15 protein-coding genes are annotated in these 17,286 nt (G+C 71.3%); 5 read left to right on the forward strand and 10 right to left on the reverse strand.

Annotation, left to right across the window (positions count from 1 at the left end; all coding sequences use genetic code 11):
* Positions 1-75 precede the first annotated feature (75 nt).
* Both ABD346_RS32085 and ABD346_RS32090 read left to right on the forward strand, forming a co-directional pair.
* Positions 76-1,590, forward strand: coding sequence for a M1 family metallopeptidase (locus ABD346_RS32085; protein WP_344379656.1), 1,515 nt, complete (start codon positions 76-78; stop codon positions 1,588-1,590).
* Between the two features lie 187 nt (positions 1,591-1,777).
* The gene (locus tag ABD346_RS32090) at positions 1,778-2,803 is read left to right on the forward strand and encodes a LacI family DNA-binding transcriptional regulator (RefSeq protein WP_344379658.1); all 1,026 of its coding nucleotides are present in this window, start codon (positions 1,778-1,780) and stop codon (positions 2,801-2,803) included.
* A gap of 14 nt (positions 2,804-2,817) precedes the next feature.
* On the opposite strand, the gene ABD346_RS32095 is transcribed toward ABD346_RS32090, so the two are convergent.
* From ABD346_RS32095 to ABD346_RS32110, 4 genes are all read right to left on the reverse strand, one after another.
* On the reverse strand, positions 2,818-4,068 hold the full coding sequence (locus tag ABD346_RS32095) for an MFS transporter (RefSeq protein ID WP_344379816.1): 1,251 nt from the start codon (positions 4,066-4,068) through the stop codon (positions 2,818-2,820).
* A gap of 17 nt (positions 4,069-4,085) precedes the next feature.
* Entirely contained in the window at positions 4,086-4,625 is a 540-nt protein-coding gene (locus ABD346_RS32100) for an ArsR/SmtB family transcription factor (protein ID WP_344379660.1), read from the reverse strand.
* A gap of 148 nt (positions 4,626-4,773) precedes the next feature.
* Positions 4,774-5,637, reverse strand: a complete 864-nt coding sequence (locus tag ABD346_RS32105) for an oxygenase MpaB family protein (RefSeq protein WP_344379661.1) — start codon at positions 5,635-5,637, stop codon at positions 4,774-4,776.
* A 285-nt stretch (positions 5,638-5,922) separates the two neighbouring features.
* The gene (locus ABD346_RS32110; RefSeq protein ID WP_344379663.1) at positions 5,923-6,396 is read right to left on the reverse strand and encodes a F0F1 ATP synthase subunit B; all 474 of its coding nucleotides are present in this window, start codon (positions 6,394-6,396) and stop codon (positions 5,923-5,925) included.
* A gap of 173 nt (positions 6,397-6,569) precedes the next feature.
* Here ABD346_RS32110 and sph point away from each other — a divergent pair, with 173 nt between their 5' ends.
* Entirely contained in the window at positions 6,570-7,556 is a 987-nt protein-coding gene (gene sph, locus ABD346_RS32115) for a sphingomyelin phosphodiesterase (RefSeq protein ID WP_344379665.1), read from the forward strand.
* Positions 7,557-7,620: 64 nt separating this feature from the next.
* Here sph and ABD346_RS32120 read toward each other — a convergent pair whose 3' ends face one another.
* Positions 7,621-8,160 carry an HXXEE domain-containing protein gene (locus ABD346_RS32120; RefSeq protein WP_344379667.1) on the reverse strand — a complete coding sequence of 180 codons (540 nt, stop codon included), beginning with the start codon at positions 8,158-8,160 and terminating at the stop codon, positions 7,621-7,623.
* A gap of 322 nt (positions 8,161-8,482) precedes the next feature.
* Here ABD346_RS32120 and ABD346_RS32125 point away from each other — a divergent pair, with 322 nt between their 5' ends.
* Complete coding sequence (locus ABD346_RS32125; protein ID WP_344379669.1) at positions 8,483-9,232, forward strand: MerR family transcriptional regulator; 750 nt, start codon at positions 8,483-8,485, stop codon at positions 9,230-9,232.
* 24 nt (positions 9,233-9,256) lie between these two features.
* Here the strand turns inward: ABD346_RS32125 and ABD346_RS32130 are convergent, their stop codons facing one another.
* From ABD346_RS32130 to ABD346_RS32145, 4 genes are all read right to left on the reverse strand, one after another.
* Positions 9,257-11,431, reverse strand: a complete 2,175-nt coding sequence (locus tag ABD346_RS32130; protein ID WP_344379671.1) for a 3-hydroxyacyl-CoA dehydrogenase NAD-binding domain-containing protein — start codon at positions 11,429-11,431, stop codon at positions 9,257-9,259.
* Between the two features lie 40 nt (positions 11,432-11,471).
* Entirely contained in the window at positions 11,472-12,686 is a 1,215-nt protein-coding gene (locus ABD346_RS32135) for an acetyl-CoA C-acetyltransferase (protein ID WP_344379673.1), read from the reverse strand.
* Positions 12,687-12,761: 75 nt separating this feature from the next.
* Entirely contained in the window at positions 12,762-13,904 is a 1,143-nt protein-coding gene (locus ABD346_RS32140) for an acyl-CoA dehydrogenase family protein (RefSeq protein ID WP_344379675.1), read from the reverse strand.
* Between the two features lies 1 nt (position 13,905).
* Positions 13,906-15,090 carry a CaiB/BaiF CoA transferase family protein gene (locus tag ABD346_RS32145; RefSeq protein WP_344379676.1) on the reverse strand — a complete coding sequence of 395 codons (1,185 nt, stop codon included), beginning with the start codon at positions 15,088-15,090 and terminating at the stop codon, positions 13,906-13,908.
* A gap of 233 nt (positions 15,091-15,323) precedes the next feature.
* Here ABD346_RS32145 and ABD346_RS32150 point away from each other — a divergent pair, with 233 nt between their 5' ends.
* Positions 15,324-16,505, forward strand: coding sequence for a saccharopine dehydrogenase family protein (locus ABD346_RS32150; RefSeq protein WP_344379678.1), 1,182 nt, complete (start codon positions 15,324-15,326; stop codon positions 16,503-16,505).
* A gap of 15 nt (positions 16,506-16,520) precedes the next feature.
* Here the strand turns inward: ABD346_RS32150 and ABD346_RS32155 are convergent, their stop codons facing one another.
* On the reverse strand, positions 16,521-17,222 hold the full coding sequence (locus ABD346_RS32155; RefSeq protein WP_344379680.1) for an endonuclease V: 702 nt from the start codon (positions 17,220-17,222) through the stop codon (positions 16,521-16,523).
* Between the last annotated feature and the right edge of the window lie 64 nt (positions 17,223-17,286).

Below are 17,286 nucleotides of genomic sequence, written 5' to 3' on the forward strand. Positions count from 1 at the left end.
AGGGGCTGAATAGGGTCCGAAGAGATCGTTCACCATCGTTCACCCCACGACGACCATGACGACTTGGAGCTTTTTGTGCACCGCAGAATCATCGCCCCGAGCGTGCTCGCCGCCTCCCTGCTGCTGGTGATCCCGGCATCGGCCGCGGACTTCACTCCGGGTGCCCCGGGCATCGGCGACCCCTACTACCCGGCCAGCGGCAACGGCGGCTACGACGTCTCGCACTACGACCTGAAGCTCAGGTACCAGCCCGCCACCGACCTCCTCGAGGGCACGGCCACGCTGCTCGCCACCACTCAGCAGGACCTCTCCCGCTTCAACCTGGACTTCGGGCTCGCCGTCAGCGAGGTGCGGGTGAACGGCACCAGGGCGACGTTCGCCACGTCGGGCAGCCACGAGCTGGAGATCACCCCGGCCACGCCGCTGCCCAAGGGCAAGTCCGTCACCGTGGTCGTCAAGTACGCGGGCAAGCCGTCCGAGCTGAAGGTCGACGGCTGGACGGCCTGGCAGCGCACCCCGGACGGCGGCGTGGCCGCCCAGGAGCCGGACTCGGCCGTGTGGTGGTTCCCGTCCAACGACCACCCGCTGGACAAGGCGACGTACGACATCTCCGTCAAGGTTCCCGACGGCACCCAGGCGATCAGCAACGGCGTTCTGCAGTCGCAGAGTTCGAAGCTGGGCTGGACGACGTACAACTGGCGGTCCAACAAGCCGCAGGCCTCCTACCTGACGACGCTCGCGGTGGGCAAGTTCGACATCACCACGGACAAGACCGCGAGCGGGCTGCCGGTCCTGAACGCGTACAGCAAGGACCTCGGCGACAACGGCGACGCCGCACGCGCCAGCATCGAGCGCTCCAAGGACGTCACGGAGTGGCTGGAAAGCGTCTTCGGGACGTACCCCTTCAACGCGGTCGGCGGCTACGTCCCGAACGTGCCGAGCCACTTCGCCCTCGAAACGCAGACGCGGCCGTTCTACAGCCCGGCCCAGTTCGCGAACGGCGCCAACGTGTCCGTGGTCGTCCATGAGCTGGCGCACCAGTGGTACGGCGACGACGTCTCGGTCAAGGGCTGGAAGGACATCTGGGACAACGAGGGCTTCGCGTCCTACGCCCAGTGGCTCTGGTCGGAGAAGGAGGGCGACGGCACCGCGCAGCAGCTGGCGGACTGGGTGTACGCGCAGCACCCGGCCGACGACCCATTCTGGAAGGTGAAGCCGGGCGACCCGGGCCCGGACAACCAGTTCGACGGCGCCGTCTACGACCGCGGCGCCGTCGCCATCCAGGCGCTGCGCAACACGGTCGGCGACGCGTCCTTCTTCAAGATCCTCAAGGGCTGGCCGGCGGAGCACGCCTACGGCAACGCGGCGGTCGGCGACTTCGTGAAGTACGCCGAGAAGATCTCGGGCAAGCCACTGGCGGAGCTCTTCGACACCTGGCTCTTCCAGCCGTCGAAGCCGTCCAACTCTGCTGCGGCGAAGGCCGGGTTCGGGCCGCGGGCCGGGGTCGCGTCGTCCCCGTCGGCCGTGACGGCGAAGCCGGTCGAGCCGAAGTCGTGGAAGCAGATCGCGGCGTCGCACTCGGCGCACTGAGCGGGCGGGGCGGGGGCAGGCGGACGATTTCCTCCTGCCCCCGGGCCCCGGGCCCCGGGTGAGCCAGGGGCCCTTTGCCGCGGATCGCAAAGCGCTCTCGCCCGGCGATCCCCGCCCCGATACGCTGCCCGGCAACGCAGTTCCGCCGAGGGGTCGTCGAGCGATCCGCCGATGAGGAGAACCTGCCTTGACCGAGCAGTACTTCGGGGCACGGCCCACGCTCGAGGCCGTCGCGGCGCGGGCCGGGGTGTCCCGGGCGACGGCGTCCCGCGTCGTCAATGGCGGCACGGGGGTGCGGCCGCCCCTGGTCGACAAGGTGCGCCAGGCCGTCGAGGAGCTCGGATACATCCCCAATCAGGCGGCCCGTTCGCTCGTGACCCGGCGTACCGGCGCGGTCGCCGTGATCGTGGCCGAGCCGGAGACGCGGTTCTTCTCGGATCCCTTCTTCTCCCGGCAGATCCGCGGCATCAGCAAGGAACTCGCCGCCCACGACACCCAGTTGGTGCTGCTTCTCGTCGAGGGGCCGGACGACTACGGGCGGATCTCCCGCTATCTGACGGGTGGTCATGTCGACGGAGCGCTCGCGTTCTCGCTGCACGACGAGGACCCGCTGCCCGCGATCACGCGCGGCGCCGGCATGCTGACGGTCTTCGGCGGCCGGCCCGGCTTCCCGACGGCAGTTCCCTACGTCGATGCCGACAACCGGGGTGGGGCGCGTGAGGCCGTGCGCCATCTGCTCTCCATCGGACGCGGGCGCATCGCCCACATCGCGGGCCCGCTGGATCAGACCGCCTCGGCCGACCGGCTCGACGGCTACCGCGACGTACTCCCACACGCCGATCCGGCGCTGGTGGCGGAGGGCGCGTTCACCGTGGAGAGCGGGGCCCACGCCATGGCCGAACTGCTCGCGCGCCGACCGGACCTGGACGCCGTGTTCGCCGCCAACGACCTGATGGCCTCGGGCGCGCTGCGGGTGCTGCGCGAGCGCGGGCGGCGCGTGCCGGAGGATGTCGCGCTGGTCGGGTTCGACGACATGGCCTCGGTCGCGGAGGCCACCGACCCGCCCCTGACGACCGTGCGCCAGGAGGTCGAGGAGATGGGCCGGCTGATGGCGCGCCTGCTGCTGCGCGGGCTCGACCAGGGCGGCACCGAAGGGGTCCCGCCCGCCTCGGTGATCACCCCGACGGTGCTGGTGCGGCGCGCCACTGCCTGATCGGGCGCTCGGTCCTACGTCGCTGCGCTGAATTCCGGGTGATCCGGACCACCGGCCGGGGCGGCGGCCCGCAGCGCCGCCTCGACGCGGCGGTTGCTGGTCATGGTCGCCGTGACGACGGTCATGGCGAGAAGGAGCCCGGCGGCGGCGTAGAGCGGGGTGCGTACGTCGTAGGTGGTGGCCAGCCAGCCGCCGAGAAAGGCCCCGAACGGAGCCGCGCACATGGCGAGCATGCGGGAGGTGGAGGCGACCCGGCCCATCAGGTGGGCGGGGACGATCGCCTGCCGCAGGGAGGGGCCGAGCACCATGGTGGCCCCCATGGCCGCTCCGCAGACGGCGAGCGCGAGCCCGGCGACGTACGGGTCCGGGGCGGTGGCAAGGCCCAGGATGGCGAGTCCCTCGACCGCGGCTGTGCAGGTCAGCGCGGTGCCGGTGCCGAGTCGTCGGCCGAGGAGGGAGGCGATGGCCGCGCCGAGCAGGCCGCCGGTGGCCTCCGCCGTGAGGAGCAGGCCGAAGCCGAAGGCGGAGATGCCGAGGCGGTCGTGCGCGAAGAGGGCAAGCACGGTCTCCACGGCGAGGAAGGCGATGTTCCCGACCGCCGGACGGAGCGCGAGCCCGAGCAGCAACCGGTCCCGGAAGACGTGGGCGGCCCCCGCCCTCGCCTGCCGGAGCAGTGACTCGCGGGACTGCGGTACGGGCCGGGGAGCGGCGGGCAATGACCGCACGAGCAGTGCGGAGAGCGCGAACGACACGGCGTCGGCGAGCAGCGGCACGGCCCGCCCGAGCGCGAGCAGCGCACTGCCCGCGGGCGGCCCCGCGAAGCCGGACGCGGCGGTCTGGGCGCCACGCAGACGGGAGTTGGCCCGCTCCAGGAGTGCGGGGTCGCGGCCGAGCAGATCCGGCAGATAGGCGGTGGCGGCGGTGTCGAAGAAGAGACCGCCGAGGCCGAGCAGGAAAGCGACGACCGCGAGCAGCGCAATGCTCAGCAGGTCGAGCGCGGCCGCCGCCGCGGGTGTTGCGAGCAGCACCGCACGCGCAGCGTCCGCGGCCCACATCGTGCGCCGCCGGTCCCAGCGGTCCACCAGCGCGCCGCCGAGCACCCCGAACAGCAGCCACGGCAGCGTCCCGGCGGCCGTGACGACGGCGAGCGCCATCGGATCGCGCGTCAGCGTCAGGGCGAGCAGGGGCAGCGCGGCGTGTGTCACCCCGTCACCGAGCGAGGAGATCGTCTGCGCGGTCCACAGCCGCGCGAACCCGTCCGTCAACTTCCCTGTCTCCTGTGTCACTTGGAGTCTCCTTCGGCCTGCTCGTGCCGGGCCGGCCGGAACAGCGCGAAGGTGAGCGACACGTCCGGCAGCGACGGATCGGACAGCTCCCGGTACTCGTCCGCCAGCGCCTCAAGCCGGGCCCCCAGCTCCGCGAACCGCTCCTCGGTGAGCCGCAGATGCGCCATCCGCACGTACCGCTCGGCGTCCGCCGGCGATGCCTCCAGGTCTGCCACCGCGTGCCGCATCAGCACATCCGGTCCTCCCTCGCCCGGATCGGGCAGCACGATCGCCCGTGCGGCCATCGCGTAGTACCGCTCGGTGACTCCCCGCACCTTCCGCGTCCGCACCACCTTCACCAGGCCGGCCCGCTCAAGGAGCCGTACGTGATAGCTGGAACTCCCCTTCGCGAGGCCCACGCGCTCGGCGATCTGAGTAATCGTCGCGGGCTCGAAGCGGAGTACGGCCATGATGCGGTGGCGTGTGAGGTTGGAGACGGCGCGCAGCTGCTCGTCAGTAGTGACGTGAAGCGTCTCGGGAAGATCGTCGGCAGGCATGGACCCAATGGTCAACGATTCTTGACCATTGGGCAAGGGGTTGTCCGCACCGACGCGGAGCACTGTCCGGCATCGACGTGGAAATCACCCAACATGCCCCAGGATCAGGGGATTTAAAAGGTGGCGAGCTCTGCGACGGGGCGCCGTTTCAGCGCTGCACCGAGCGCCTGAACTCCGCCCGCGCCTTGCGCGCGAGCGGCAGATAGCGCAGTCGCTCGGGCAGTACCGGCACGACCGCACGCACCACCCGGCCGAAGCGGCGCAGCTTCCGCTCCTGCTCGTCCGTCCAGTCGAGGCCGATCGCCTCGCGTGCGTCCGGCGGCATGAAGCCGATGGTGACGAACCGGCGGAAGCGTGCGAGCGGCGGCAACAGCACTGGCCAGAGCGCCCTCAGGAGGAGGCGCAGGAGCAGCGGGCCACGGTCGGGGGGCGGGACCGGGCGGTCGATGGCGACCAGTTCCTCGACCACGACGTTGGTACGGATCTCGTCGGCGAGGACCTTGCGGTAGTAGGGCCAGAACTCCTCGATGGTCGCCGGCATGTCCCGGTCGTTGATCCCTAGGATCCGGCCGACCTGGAGCCACTCCGCGTACAGCTTGCGGTGCTGGGCGTCGGTGAAGGGGCGGCCGAGGTACTGCTGGGCATGTGCGTAGACGGGGTATCCGGTGGCGTGCACCCACGCGTAGTAGGCGGGGGTGAGCGCGTGGTAGCGGCGGCCGGTGGCGTCCGTGCCCTGGATGGTCTTGTGCAGTTCCCGGAGCCGGCGCCCCTCCTCGGCCGCCTGCTCACCTCCGTACACCCAGAGCTGGAGCGAACGCAGCGAGCGCTCTCCGCGGCCCCATGGGTCGGTGCGGAACACCGAGTGCTCGTCCACGCCCGCCCCGACCGCGGGGTGCGCCACCTGCATGGTGAGAGCCGCGGGCAGGGTGAGCAGCATCCTGATGTCTCCGGCCAGGCTCCACAGCACACCGCCGGGCGGAGGCGGCACGGGCGCGACGTCGCGGCGGCTCATGGCTCTGGGCTCCCTGGGGCTGACGGGTCGGTGGTGCACTGCCGTGTCTCTAGGGATTCCAGTATGCAATCCCGCAGGTCACGGCGGCACACAGGGGCCGTCGAGGGAGCAGATGTGCCGAGGATTGGGCGGCATACGGGATCGCTCCGGGAGCAGCCCTACTGGAGTCACTCCCGCACTCAGGCCGCTCCGGAGCGCCGTCCCGCCGAGGCCACAGACCTCCAGCGCGCGGTCCACCAGCGCCCCCGGTGAGGCCCGCTCACCGGGGGCGCTCCGCGGATCGGCTCAGCGGCCGGCCGGGGTCGGCAGTGGCTCGCCGAGGATGCGGCCGGCCAGTTCGGCGGCCAGCTCTTCGGCGTACGGCCGCAGTTCGGCCTCGGCCGCCACGCGGGCGGCGGCTATCTGCGCGGTGCCGGCCGCGAGGATCTCGTCGCGCTCGCGGTTGCCCTCGGCGCGGGCCGCGGCTATCGCCGCGGCGCCCTCCTCCTTGGCCTGCTGCCTGATGCGGGCCGCATCGTGCCGCGCCCCGGCGAGCTCCGCCTCGTACCGCGCTCGCACCTCGGCGGCCTCGGAGAGGATGGCCTCGGCCTCGCGCGAGCGGCCCGTCGTCAGCGCCTCGCGCTGCTCCAGCGTCCGCTTGATGCGGGGCAGCAGCACGCCGGCCATCATCCAGAAGCAGAGCAGGAAGAGGACGAACCCGATCAGGAGATCGGGAACCGTGGGATTGAGGGGGCCCACATTCATGGGGAGAAGCTTCACGCCTTGGCACCTTCTCTCGCGCACACGCCCGTGGCTGGTGTTGTCCGAGCGTTCGTACGTCTGATCGTACGACAGGGGTAAGACAGGGGGCGCACGGAGGTTACCTCTAGGTAACCGCAGCTGCTTTGATGTGCGCGCCGGTCCAAATCCCCACTCCAGACACAGGAGTTCACGTGCCGCACTCCTCGCTCCGCCGAGCCCCCGGGGCGGTCCTCGCCGCCGCGCTCGCAGCCGTCACGCTGGCGGCGGCCACCCCCGCTCCTGCCGCCGCAGCCGAGCCGCCCCGGCTGAAGGTGCTGACGTACAACACGTTCCTCATGAGCCAGAACCTGTACCCGAACTGGGGCCAGGACCACCGGTCCCAGGCGATACCCGCCGCACCCTTCTTCCAGGGCAACGACGTCGTCGTGCTCCAGGAGGCGTTCGACAACTCCGCCTCGGACGCGCTGAAGCGGAACGCCTCCGCCCAGTACCCGTACCAGACGCCCGTCGTGGGCCGCGGCAAGGACGGCTGGGACGCGACCGGGGGTTCGTACTCCTCGACCACGCCCGAGGACGGCGGCGTCACCCTGCTCAGCAAGTGGCCGATCCTGCACAAGGAGCAGTACGTCTACAAGGACGCCTGCGGCTCGGACTGGTGGTCCAACAAGGGCTTCGTCTATGCCGTGCTGGACGTGAACGGCACCAAGGTGCACATCGTCGGCACCCACACCCAGTCGACGGACTCCGGGTGCGGCGCGGGCGAGGCCGTCAAGGACCGTGCCCTCCAGTTCAAGGCGATCAAGTCCTTCCTCGACGCGAAGAACATCCCGGCGAGCGAGGAGGTCATGGTCGCGGGCGACTTCAACGTGGACTCGCACGGTCCCGAGTACGCCTCGATGCTCGCCAACAGCGGTCTGGTGGGCGCCGATTCACGGACGGGACACGCGTACTCCTTCGACACCGCCGAGAACTCGATCGCGCACTACCGCTACCCCACCGACCCGAGCGAGGACCTGGACTACGTCCTGCACCTCGCGGGCCACGCGCGCCCGTCCGGCTGGAACAACAACGTGGTGCAGGAGTCCACCGCGCCCTGGACCGTGAGCAGTTGGGGCACGGACTACACGTACACGAACCTGAGCGACCACTACCCCCTCCAGGCCGGCCGCACGCCGTAGCCGACGGGGGCCCTCAGCGCCCCGGTCGACCGGCTGGTGCCGGGCGACCGGGGCGCTCCCGCATTCAGCTCCGGCCGAGAACGCGTCGCGCCATCAGGTGCGATCCGACCGTGGCCGCCGCAGCGATCGCGAGGCCCTGTACCGCGTCGCGGGGGCGCGTGGGGCGCAGCACTCCGGACCGGCGCAGTCGGCCGCGGGCCCAGAGCGTGAAGGGGATGACCAGCAGGGGCGAGGTGACCGAGCCGGGTGCGTATCCGCGGACCACCGCGGCCTGCGCCAGGTGCACCAGCCCGTGCAGCCCGAATCCGTTGAGGGTCCCCTGGTAGAAGGCGGACCGGCCGCCGGTGCGGTATCCGTCGGCGGCCGCAGCGGCGACCACGACGGCCATCCCCGCGACGGCCGTCGCGAACTCGCGCCGGTCGATGGTCTCCAGTCGCCGCCATATCCGATCCGGCACCCGCGGAAACCGTCCGCGGAGCTCGGGCACCCCGTCACGCGTCCAGCGCGGCACCGTGACGACTTCCTCGGCGTCGTGCAGCGCCCACGCGGCCAGCAGCCCGAACGTCACGCCGACGCCGCACCGGTCAATGTCATGATCACTCATAACTGGCCAGTCTGCCAGCCCACTTGGAGCGAGGTCGCAGCCCGGGGCGGGGGCCAGGGAGGTGAGCGGCGCTGTTTGCCCGCGCCCTCGGATCCGAGACGGAAGCGCACTGCGTGTTTTTTCCAGGCAAGAGCGGCTTCTCGTGCCCTGCGAGTGGCGTACGGCCGGTGTGGCGCGACCTCGCCCCCCCCCAGATCCACCTTGGCGACGGTCGCCGCCCGCCACGGTCCCTATGCACCTCCCGGTGAGACAGCAATACTGTTACACCAGATCGGACGCACACCGGGGGCGGCCGGGGACACCGGGGAGGCGAGGCACTGCCATGGCTACGGAGACCGAGGAGCCGACACTCACGGTTGACGAGCTGGCCGCGCGGGCCGGTGTCACCGTGCGGACCATCCGGTTCTACAGCACCCGGGGGCTGCTCCCGCCGCCCGTGATCGGGCCGCGCCGGGTCGGGCACTACGGGCCCGCCCACCTGTCCCGGCTCGCGCTGATCGAGGAGTTGCAGCACCACGGGATGACGCTGGCCGCGATCGAGCGCTATCTCCAGCAGCTGCCGGACGATCTGAGCGCCCACGACCTGGCCATCCACCGGGCCGTCGTCGCCTCCTGGGCGCCCGACTCGGCGGACGACGCGAGCCTTGCCGAACTGGAGCGGCGGGCCGGGCGGCCGCTGTCCTGCGACGACATCGACCGGCTCGCCGCGATGAACGTCCTGGAGCGGATCCCGGGGTCCCCCCAGACCTTCCGCGTCGACCCCGGTCTCCTCGCGCTCGGCGTCCAGCTCCTGGACGTACCGATCGCGCACGAGACGATCCTGGCGGCCCGAACCGTGCTCATGGAGCACACCCGCTCGGCCGCGCACGAGCTGACCCGGCTCTTCCGCGACGAGGTCTGGAACCCGTACCGCGAGCGGGAGTCGGACCCCGATCACGTCGAGGCGATGAAGTCCCTCTCGGCGCACATGCAGCCGATGGTCCTGCAAGCCCTGGTCACCGCGTTCCAGCGGTCGCTCAAGGAGGAGCTCAGGGCGGCGTTCGGATCGGCGGAGGGACGCCCCGGGGAGTAGCTCCCCCAGGCGCCCCCGCGCGGGCTACACGTCCTTGAACGTCTCGCCCCTCAGCGCCTTCTCCACAAGGAGCGCCGGCGGCTGGAAGCGGTCGCCGTAGCGCTCGGCGAGCTCGCGGGCGCGGGCCACGAAGCCGGGCAGGCCGCCCTTGTACCCGTTGATGTACTGGATGACGCCGCCGGTCCAGGCCGGGAAGCCGATGCCCATGATCGAGCCGATGTTGGCGTCGGCGACCGAGGTGAGCACGCCCTCCTCGAAGAGGCGGACGGTGTCCAGGGACTCCGAGAAGAGCATCCGCTCCTTCATGTCCTCGAACGGGATCTCGGCGCCCGCCTGCGTGAAGTGCTCGCGCAGACCGGGCCACAGCCTGCCCCGCTTGCCGTCCTCGCCGTACTCGTAGAACCCTGCTCCGCCGCTGCGGCCGGTGCGGCCGAACTCGTCGACCATGCGGTCGATGACCGCGTCCGAGGGGTGGCCGGGCCAGACGCCGCCCGCCTCCTCGACCGCGCGCTTGGTCTCGTTGCGGATCTTGCGCGGCAGGGTCAGCGTCAGCTCGTCCATCAGGGACAGGACCTTGGCCGGGTAGCCGGCCTGGCCCGCCGCCTGCTCGATGGACGCGGGCTCGATGCCCTCACCGACCATCGCGACGCCCTCGTTGATGAAGTGCCCGATGACGCGCGAGGTGAAGAAGCCGCGCGAGTCGTTCACGACGATCGGCGTCTTCTTGATCTGGCGTACGAGGTCGAAGGCGCGGGCCAGCGCCTCGTCGCCGGTGCGCTCGCCCTTGATGATCTCGACAAGCGGCATCTTGTCGACCGGCGAGAAGAAGTGCAGGCCGATGAAGTCGGCCTGGCGCGAGACGCCTTCGGCGAGACCGGTGATCGGCAGCGTCGAGGTGTTGGAGCACAGCAGCGCGTCCGGCTCGACGATGTCCTGGATCTCCTGGAACACCTTGTGCTTGAGAGCGGTGTCCTCGAAGACCGCCTCGATGACGGCGTCGCAGCCGGCCAGATCCCGCGGGTCGGCGGTGGGCGTGATCAGGGCGAGCAGCGCGTCGCGCTCGGCCTCGGTCGTGCGGCCCCGTGAGAGCGCTTTCGCGAGCAGCTTCTCGGAGTACGCCTTGCCCTTCTGGGCGGCTTCGAGCGACACGTCCTTCAGGACGACCTCGATGCCGGCCCGCGCGCACGAGTACGCGATGCCCGCACCCATCATTCCGGCGCCGAGGACCGCGACCTTGCGGACGGGGCGCGACTCGATGCCCTGGGGACGGCTGACACCGGAGTTGACGGCCTGAAGATCGAAGAAGAACGCCTGGATCATGTTCTTCGAGGTCTGCCCGGTGACCAGCTCGGTGAAGTAGCGGGCCTCGATGGTGAGCGCGGTCTCGAAGTCGACCTGGGAGCCCTCGACGGCGGCCGCCAGGATGTTGCGCGGCGCCGGGTAGGGGGCGCCCTGGAGCTGCTTCTTCAGGTTGGCCGGGAAGGCGGGCAGGTTGGCCGCGAAGCGCGGGTTGGACGGGGTGCCGCCGGGGATCTTGTAGCCCTTGACGTCCCAGGGCTGCTGGGACTCGGGGTGCGCGTCGATGAACGCGCGCGCCTTGGCCAGCATCTCCTCGGGCGTGGCCGCGACCTCGTGCACGAGGCCGTTCTCCAGGGCGCGCCGCGGGGAGTACTGGGTGCCCTGGAGCAGCACCTTGAGCAGGGCGTCCGTGATGCCCATGAGGCGTACGGTGCGGGTCACGCCGCCGCCGGCCGGGAGCAGGCCGAGCGTGACCTCGGGCAGGCCGATCTTGGAGCCGGGCGCGTCGAGCGCGACGCGGTGGTGGGAGGCCAGCGCGATTTCGTAACCGCCGCCCAGGGCCGCGCCGTTGATGGCGGCGACGACCGGCTTGCCCAGGGTCTCGATGCGGCGCAGCGAGGCCTTGATGGCGGTGCCGGTGTCGAAGGCCTGCTGGGCGAGTTCGGGGCCGACCTGGATCATGTCCTTGAGGTCGCCGCCCGCGAAGAAGGTCTTCTTGGCGGAGGTGTAGATGATGCCCCGGATGGAGTCCTTCTCGGCCTCGGCGCGGTCCGCGACGGCCGCGATGGAGTCCTTGAAGGCCTGGTTCATGGTGTTGGCGGACTGGTTGGGGTCGTCGAGTACGAGGGTGACGACGCCGGTCTCGTCCTGTTCCCAGCGGATGGTCGTGCTCTCGGTCATTGCTGAAATCTCCGTATGAGGGGGTGCCGGGACAGGACGGTCAGAGACGCTCGACGACGGTGGCGATGCCCATGCCGCCGCCGACGCACAGCGTGGCGAGCCCGTAGCGCAGGTCCCGGCGCTCCAGCTCGTCGACGAGGGTGCCCAGGATCATCGCGCCGGTCGCGCCGAGCGGGTGGCCCATGGCGATGGCGCCGCCGTTGACGTTGACCTTGTCGAGGCTGAGGCCCATGTCCCTGACGAAGCGGAGCACGACCGCGGCGAACGCCTCGTTGATCTCGACGAGGTCGATGTCGTCGATGGTCAGGCCCGCCTTGGCGAGCGCCTTGCGGCTGGCGGGCGCGGGGCCGGTCAGCATGATGGTGGGCTCGGAGCCGGAGACTGCCGCGGAGACGATGCGGGCCCGCGGGGTCATGCCGTACCGCTCGCCGACGGCCTTGGAGCCGATGGCGACGAGGGCCGAACCGTCCACGATGCCGGAGGAGTTGCCCGCGTGGTGGACGTGGTTGATCTCCTCGACCCAGTGGTACTTCTGCAGCGCGACGGCGTCGAAGCCGCCCATCTCGCCGATCCCGGCGAACGAGGGCTTGAGGGACGCCAGCGAGTCCGCGGTGGTGCCGGGGCGCATGTGCTCGTCGTGGTCGAGGACGACGAGGCCGTTGCGGTCCTTGACGGGGACGACGGACCGCGCGAACCGGCCGTCCTTCCACGCCTCGGCGGCCCGCTCCTGGGACAGCTCGGCGTACTCGTCGACGTCGCGGCGCGAGTAGCCCTCGACGGTGGCGATGAGGTCGGCTCCGATGCCCTGCGGGGCGAAGTTGGTGTCGAAGTTGGTCATCGGGTCGGCGAACCAGGCACCGCCGTCGGAGGCCATCGGCACGCGCGACATGGACTCGACGCCACCCGCGAGGACGAGGTCCTCCCAGCCTGAACGGACCTTCATGGCAGCCATGTTGACCGCTTCGAGGCCGGAGGCACAGAAGCGGTTCTCCTGGACGCCGGCGACGGTGTCGGGCAGCCCGGCGGCGATCGCCGCGATGCGGGCGATGTCGGAGCCCTGGTCGCCGACCGGGCCGACGACGCCGAGCACGATGTCGTCGATGGCGGCCGGATCCAGGCCCGGGAAGCGTGCCTGGATCTCGTGGATCAGGCCGACGACGAGGTCGATCGGCTTGGTGCCGTGCAGGGCCCCGTTGGCCTTGCCGCGGCCGCGCGGGGTGCGGATCGCGTCGTATACGTACGCTTCGGTGCTCAACGTCAAGCCTTTCGGATGAGGGTGGTTCTGGGGAGCCGCGGTGGGCCCGGCAGCCAGGCGGCCGGCTCGGCGTGGTCAGCCGAGCAGGGAACGGCCGATGATCTCCTTCATGATCTCGGTCGTGCCGCCGTAGATCGTCTGGATACGGCCGTCCGTGAAGGCCCTGGCGACCCGGTACTCGGTCATGTAGCCGTAGCCGCCGTGCAGCTGGAGACAGCGGTCGGCGACGCGTTTTTGCAGTTCGGTGGCCCACCACTTGGCCATGGAGGCGTGCACGGCGTCGAGCTCCCCGTCTGCGTGGTCGACGATGCAGCGGTCGAGGAAGGTGCGGGTGACGGCGCACTCGGTGGCCATCTCGGCGATCTCGAACCGGATGTGCTGGAGCTTGGACAGCGGCCGGCCGAAGGCCTCGCGCTCCTTGACGTAATTCGTGGTGATCTCCAGGAGGTACTCGGCCGCGGCGATCCCGGCGACCGCGATGCCCATCCGTTCCTGGGCGAGGTTGGTCATCAGATGGATGAAGGCGCCGTTGAGCTCGCCGAGGAGATTGCCCTTCGGGACGCGTACGTCGTGGAAGAACAGCTCGGCCGTGTCCTGCGACTTCTGCCCGATCTTGTCGAGGTTGCGGCCGCGCTCGAAACCCTCGGCGCCGCGCTCGACGACGATCAGGGACAGGCCCTTGGCGCCGCCCTCGGGGGTGGTCTTGGCGACCACCACGACCAGGTCGGCCAGGATGCCGTTGGAGATGAACGTCTTGGAGCCGTTCAGGAGCCAGTGGTCGCCCTTGTCCTCGGCGGTGGTGCGGATGCCCTGGAGGTCGGAGCCCGCGCCGGGTTCCGTCATGGCGATGGCGGTGATCAGGGAGCCGTCGCAGAAGCCGGGCAGCCAGCGCCGCTTCTGCTCCTCGGTGGCGAGCCCGGTCAGATAGGGCCCGATGATGTCGTTGTGCAGGCCGAGCGCGAGGCCCGCCGCCCCGGCGCGGGTGAACTCCTCGGCGAGGACCGCGCTGTAGCGGAAGTCGTCGTTGCCGCCGCCCCCGTACTCCTCGGGCACGGCGAGCCCGAGCAGCCCCTGCTTTCCGGCCGCGAGCCAGGCCCCCCGCGAGACGATGCCGTCCTTCTCCCACTGCTCGTAGTGCGGCAGGACCTCCTTGGCGAGGAAGGTGCGGACGGTCTCGCGGAACGCCTCGTGCTCGGCGGTGAAGATCTGCCGTTTCAACTCAAGCCTCCTGTACGGGAGTTGATGCCGGGCCCGCCGAGAGCCCCGGCAGGTCCCAGTCGCGGGCGACATCCGCCGTGTGGGCGCCCGGCATCGCGGGGGGCCTCCGGACGGATCCGGGGGTGACGGAGAAGCGGGGTGCGGGCGCGGGCTGGGTGATGCCGCCGTGCGCGGTGAACGTGGCGCGGGCCGCGAGGTGCGGGTGGTGCGGCGCCTCCTTCAGGGACAGGACCGGCGCCACGCAGGCGTCCGAGCCCTCGAAGACGGCCGTCCACTCCTCGCGGGTCCTGGTGCGGAACCGGTCGGCGATGGTGGTGCGCAGTTCGGCCCAGCGGGCGAGGTCCTTGCGGGCGGGGGCCGCGTCCTCGATGCCGAGGAGCCGGATGAACTCGTCGTAGAACTGCTGCTCCAGGGAGCCGACCGCCATGTACTGGCCGTCCGAGGTCTCGTACGTGCCGTAGAAGGGGCAGCCGCCGTCGAGGAGGTTGGCGCCGCGCCGGTCCTGCCAGCCGCCGGCCGCCAGCATGCCGTGGATCATCGTGGCGAGGTGGGCGGCGCCGTCGACGATCGCCGCGTCCACGACCTGGCCCGCTCCCCCGCCGCGCGCGTGCTGGAGGGCGGCGAGCACGCCGATGACGAGGTAGAGCGAGCCGCCGGCGTAGTCGCCGACGAGGTTGGCCGGGACGGTCGGGCCCTGGTCCGGGCTGCCGATCATGCCGAGGGTGCCGGTGATGGCGATGTACGCGATGTCGTGCCCGGCCCGCTGGGCGAGCGGCCCGTCCTGGCCCCAGCCGGTCATCCGCCCGTAGACGAGCCCGGGGTTGCGGGCCAGGCAGTCCTCGGGCCCGACGCCGAGGCGCTCGGCGACGCCGGGCCGGTAGCCCTCGATGAGGATGTCGGCGCGCTCGACGAGGTCGAGGACCAGGCCGGGGCCTTCGGGCGCTTTGAGGTCGATGATCACGGAGCGCTTGTTGCGGTTGGTCAGGTCGTACGCCGGGTCGATGCCGAGGCCGGCACCGCCGGGACGGTCCACGCGCACCACGTCGGCACCGAGGTCGGCGAGGAGCATGGCGGCGAACGGGCCCGGCCCGATGCCCGCCAGCTCGACCACGCGCACCCCGGCGAGCGGGCCGGTTCCTGTCGCTGTCATCAAGCCCCCAGCACTGTGACACAACTGATGTAACATCAATGATGCTAAGAACACGTTCCACTCCGCACAAGCCCCCATGAGCAACCGCTCAGCATGTGCGGCCGCCGCTCGGGCGCCGTTGCCCCGATACGCCGGGCTTGACCCGCACCGCTCCCCCCACTGATCACCGCACTCTCAGGGGCGACTGCCCAGATCGCCGACCGCACGCTAGCCTCACAACCCGGCATCAGCCACGGCGTCACCAGGCAGCTCAAGTGCGGAGGCACACGGTGGAACCCTCGAAGCGGACTTACGACATCGTGCTGTTCGGCGCGACGGGTTTCGTCGGGTCGCTGACCGCCCAATACCTCGCGACCCACGCCCCCGACGACTGCCGCTGGGCGATCGCGGGCCGCAACCGCACCAAGCTGGAGCGGCTGCGCGAGCGGCTCGCGGAACTCAACCCGGCGTGCGCCAGGCTGCCCCTGGTCACCGCGGACTCCACCGACCCGGCCTCGCTGCGCGCGCTCGCCGAGTCGGCGCGCGTCGTCGCCACCACGGTGGGCCCCTACGTCTGGTACGGCGAAGGCCTGGTCGAGGCGTGCGCCGAGGCGGGCACCGACTACCTCGACCTGACCGGCGAGCCGGAGTTCGTGGACACCATGTACGTACGCCACGACGCGCGAGCCCGCGAGCGCGGCGCCCGCCTGGTGCACGCGTGCGGCTTCGACTCGGCACCGCACGACCTCGGCGTCCTGTTCACCGTGCAGCAGCTCCCGACCGGAGTGCCGCTGCGGATCGACGGCTTCGTACGGACGAATGCGACGTTCTCCGGCGGGACGCTGGCCTCCGCGCTGACCGCGCTCGGGCGCGGCGCGCAGACCGCGCGGGCGGCCAAGGAGCGCCGGCTGCACGAGCCGCGCCTGGTGGGCCGGCGGGCCCGCGCCCCGCTCGGCGCCCCGCACTTCAGCAAGGAGACCGGCACCTGGGCGCTGCCCATGCCCACCATCGACCCGCAGGTCATCGCCCGATCGGCGGCGGCCGACGAACGCTACGGGCCCGACTTCCGCTACCGGCACTTCGCCGCGGTGAAGCACCTCCCGGTCGCGATCGGCGGGGTGGCCGCGGTGGGCGCCGTCGCCGCGGTCACCCAGCTCCCGCCCGCACGTGCGTGGTTGATGAGCCGTTACGAAGCGGGCAACGGCCCGGACGAGGCACGGCGGAGGCGCAGCTGGTTCACGGTCCGCTTCGTCGGCGAGGGCGGGGGCCGCCGGGTCTTCACCGAGGTGTCGGGCGGCGACCCCGGCTACGACGAGACGGCGAAGATCCTGGCCGAGGGCGCGCTCAGCCTGGCCTTCGACAAACTCCCCGAACTGGCGGGCCAGTTGACGCCCGCGACCGCGATGGGTCCGGCCCTGACCGAGCGGCTCCAGGCGGCCGGGATGCGCTTCCGGGTGGCGGACACGCGCTGAGCCCGTCAACTGGCCCTAGGCAGAGGCCTGTTGGGCTTCCTTGAGCGCGCGGCGGCACAGGGAGTCGGCGTGCCGGGTGGACTCGGGGAGGCGGTAGCGGCGGGCGAGTCCGAGGGTGTGGGCACACGCGCCGTCGAGGCTCACCCGGTGGCCGACCGAGACGAACACGGGCTTGGTGCCGTTCTGGGTGCGCAGGGCGCGGCCGACCTCGGCCCCGTCGTCGGCGAGCAGCGGCGCGCTGTCTCCGCGGCGCGGGCCGGGCTGCTCGTAGGTGAATGTGAACGGGTTCTTGGCGACGCCGATCACGGGGAGCCCGGTGAGTACGCCGAGGTGGCTGGCGAGGCCGAAGCGGCGCGGGTGCGCGAGTCCGTAGCCGTCGCAAATGACCATCCCCGGGCCGGAGTCGAGCCGTTCGAGGACGGCGAGCACGGTGGGGATCTCGCGGAAGGCGAGCAATCCGGGAACGTAGGGGAAGGCCACCCGGCCGACGGCGGTGGCCTCCTCGACCACCTCCAGGGTCGCCGCGTCGAGCACGACGGCGGCCGCGACGACGAGGTCCCGCTCGTCGTCGTACGCCACATCGACCCCCGTGACGAGCCCGCTGCCCGGCGCCGGCCCCGGTTCGTCGAGCACGACCTTGCCGCGCAGCTCGTCCTGCACGGCCAGGGCGGCCGCCTCACTGTCCGGCCAGGCCGCCGGAATCCCCGTGATCTTCATGGGGGCCACCCTAAGCCGCGCCCCTCAACTGGACCCAGTGCTGGCGAATCGCGGCCCCCCGCGC

Origin of the sequence: Streptomyces mauvecolor (assembly GCF_039532965.1) — a bacterium.
Taxonomy (GTDB): Bacteria; Actinomycetota; Actinomycetes; order Streptomycetales; family Streptomycetaceae; genus Streptomyces; species Streptomyces violascens.

Excerpts from the sequence above, each read along its gene's own strand:
- ABD346_RS32100 (WP_344379660.1), bottom strand. The coding sequence starts at position 4,625 with ATGCCTGCCGACGATCTTCCCGAGACGCTTCACGTCACTACTGACGAG.
- ABD346_RS32105 (WP_344379661.1), bottom strand. The coding sequence starts at position 5,637 with ATGAGCCGCCGCGACGTCGCGCCCGTGCCGCCTCCGCCCGGCGGTGTG.
- ABD346_RS32120 (WP_344379667.1), bottom strand. The coding sequence starts at position 8,160 with ATGAGTGATCATGACATTGACCGGTGCGGCGTCGGCGTGACGTTCGGG.
- ABD346_RS32125 (WP_344379669.1), top strand. The coding sequence starts at position 8,483 with ATGGCTACGGAGACCGAGGAGCCGACACTCACGGTTGACGAGCTGGCC.
- ABD346_RS32130 (WP_344379671.1), bottom strand. The coding sequence starts at position 11,431 with ATGACCGAGAGCACGACCATCCGCTGGGAACAGGACGAGACCGGCGTC.
- ABD346_RS32145 (WP_344379676.1), bottom strand. The coding sequence starts at position 15,090 with ATGTTACATCAGTTGTGTCACAGTGCTGGGGGCTTGATGACAGCGACA.
- ABD346_RS32155 (WP_344379680.1), bottom strand. The coding sequence starts at position 17,222 with ATGAAGATCACGGGGATTCCGGCGGCCTGGCCGGACAGTGAGGCGGCC.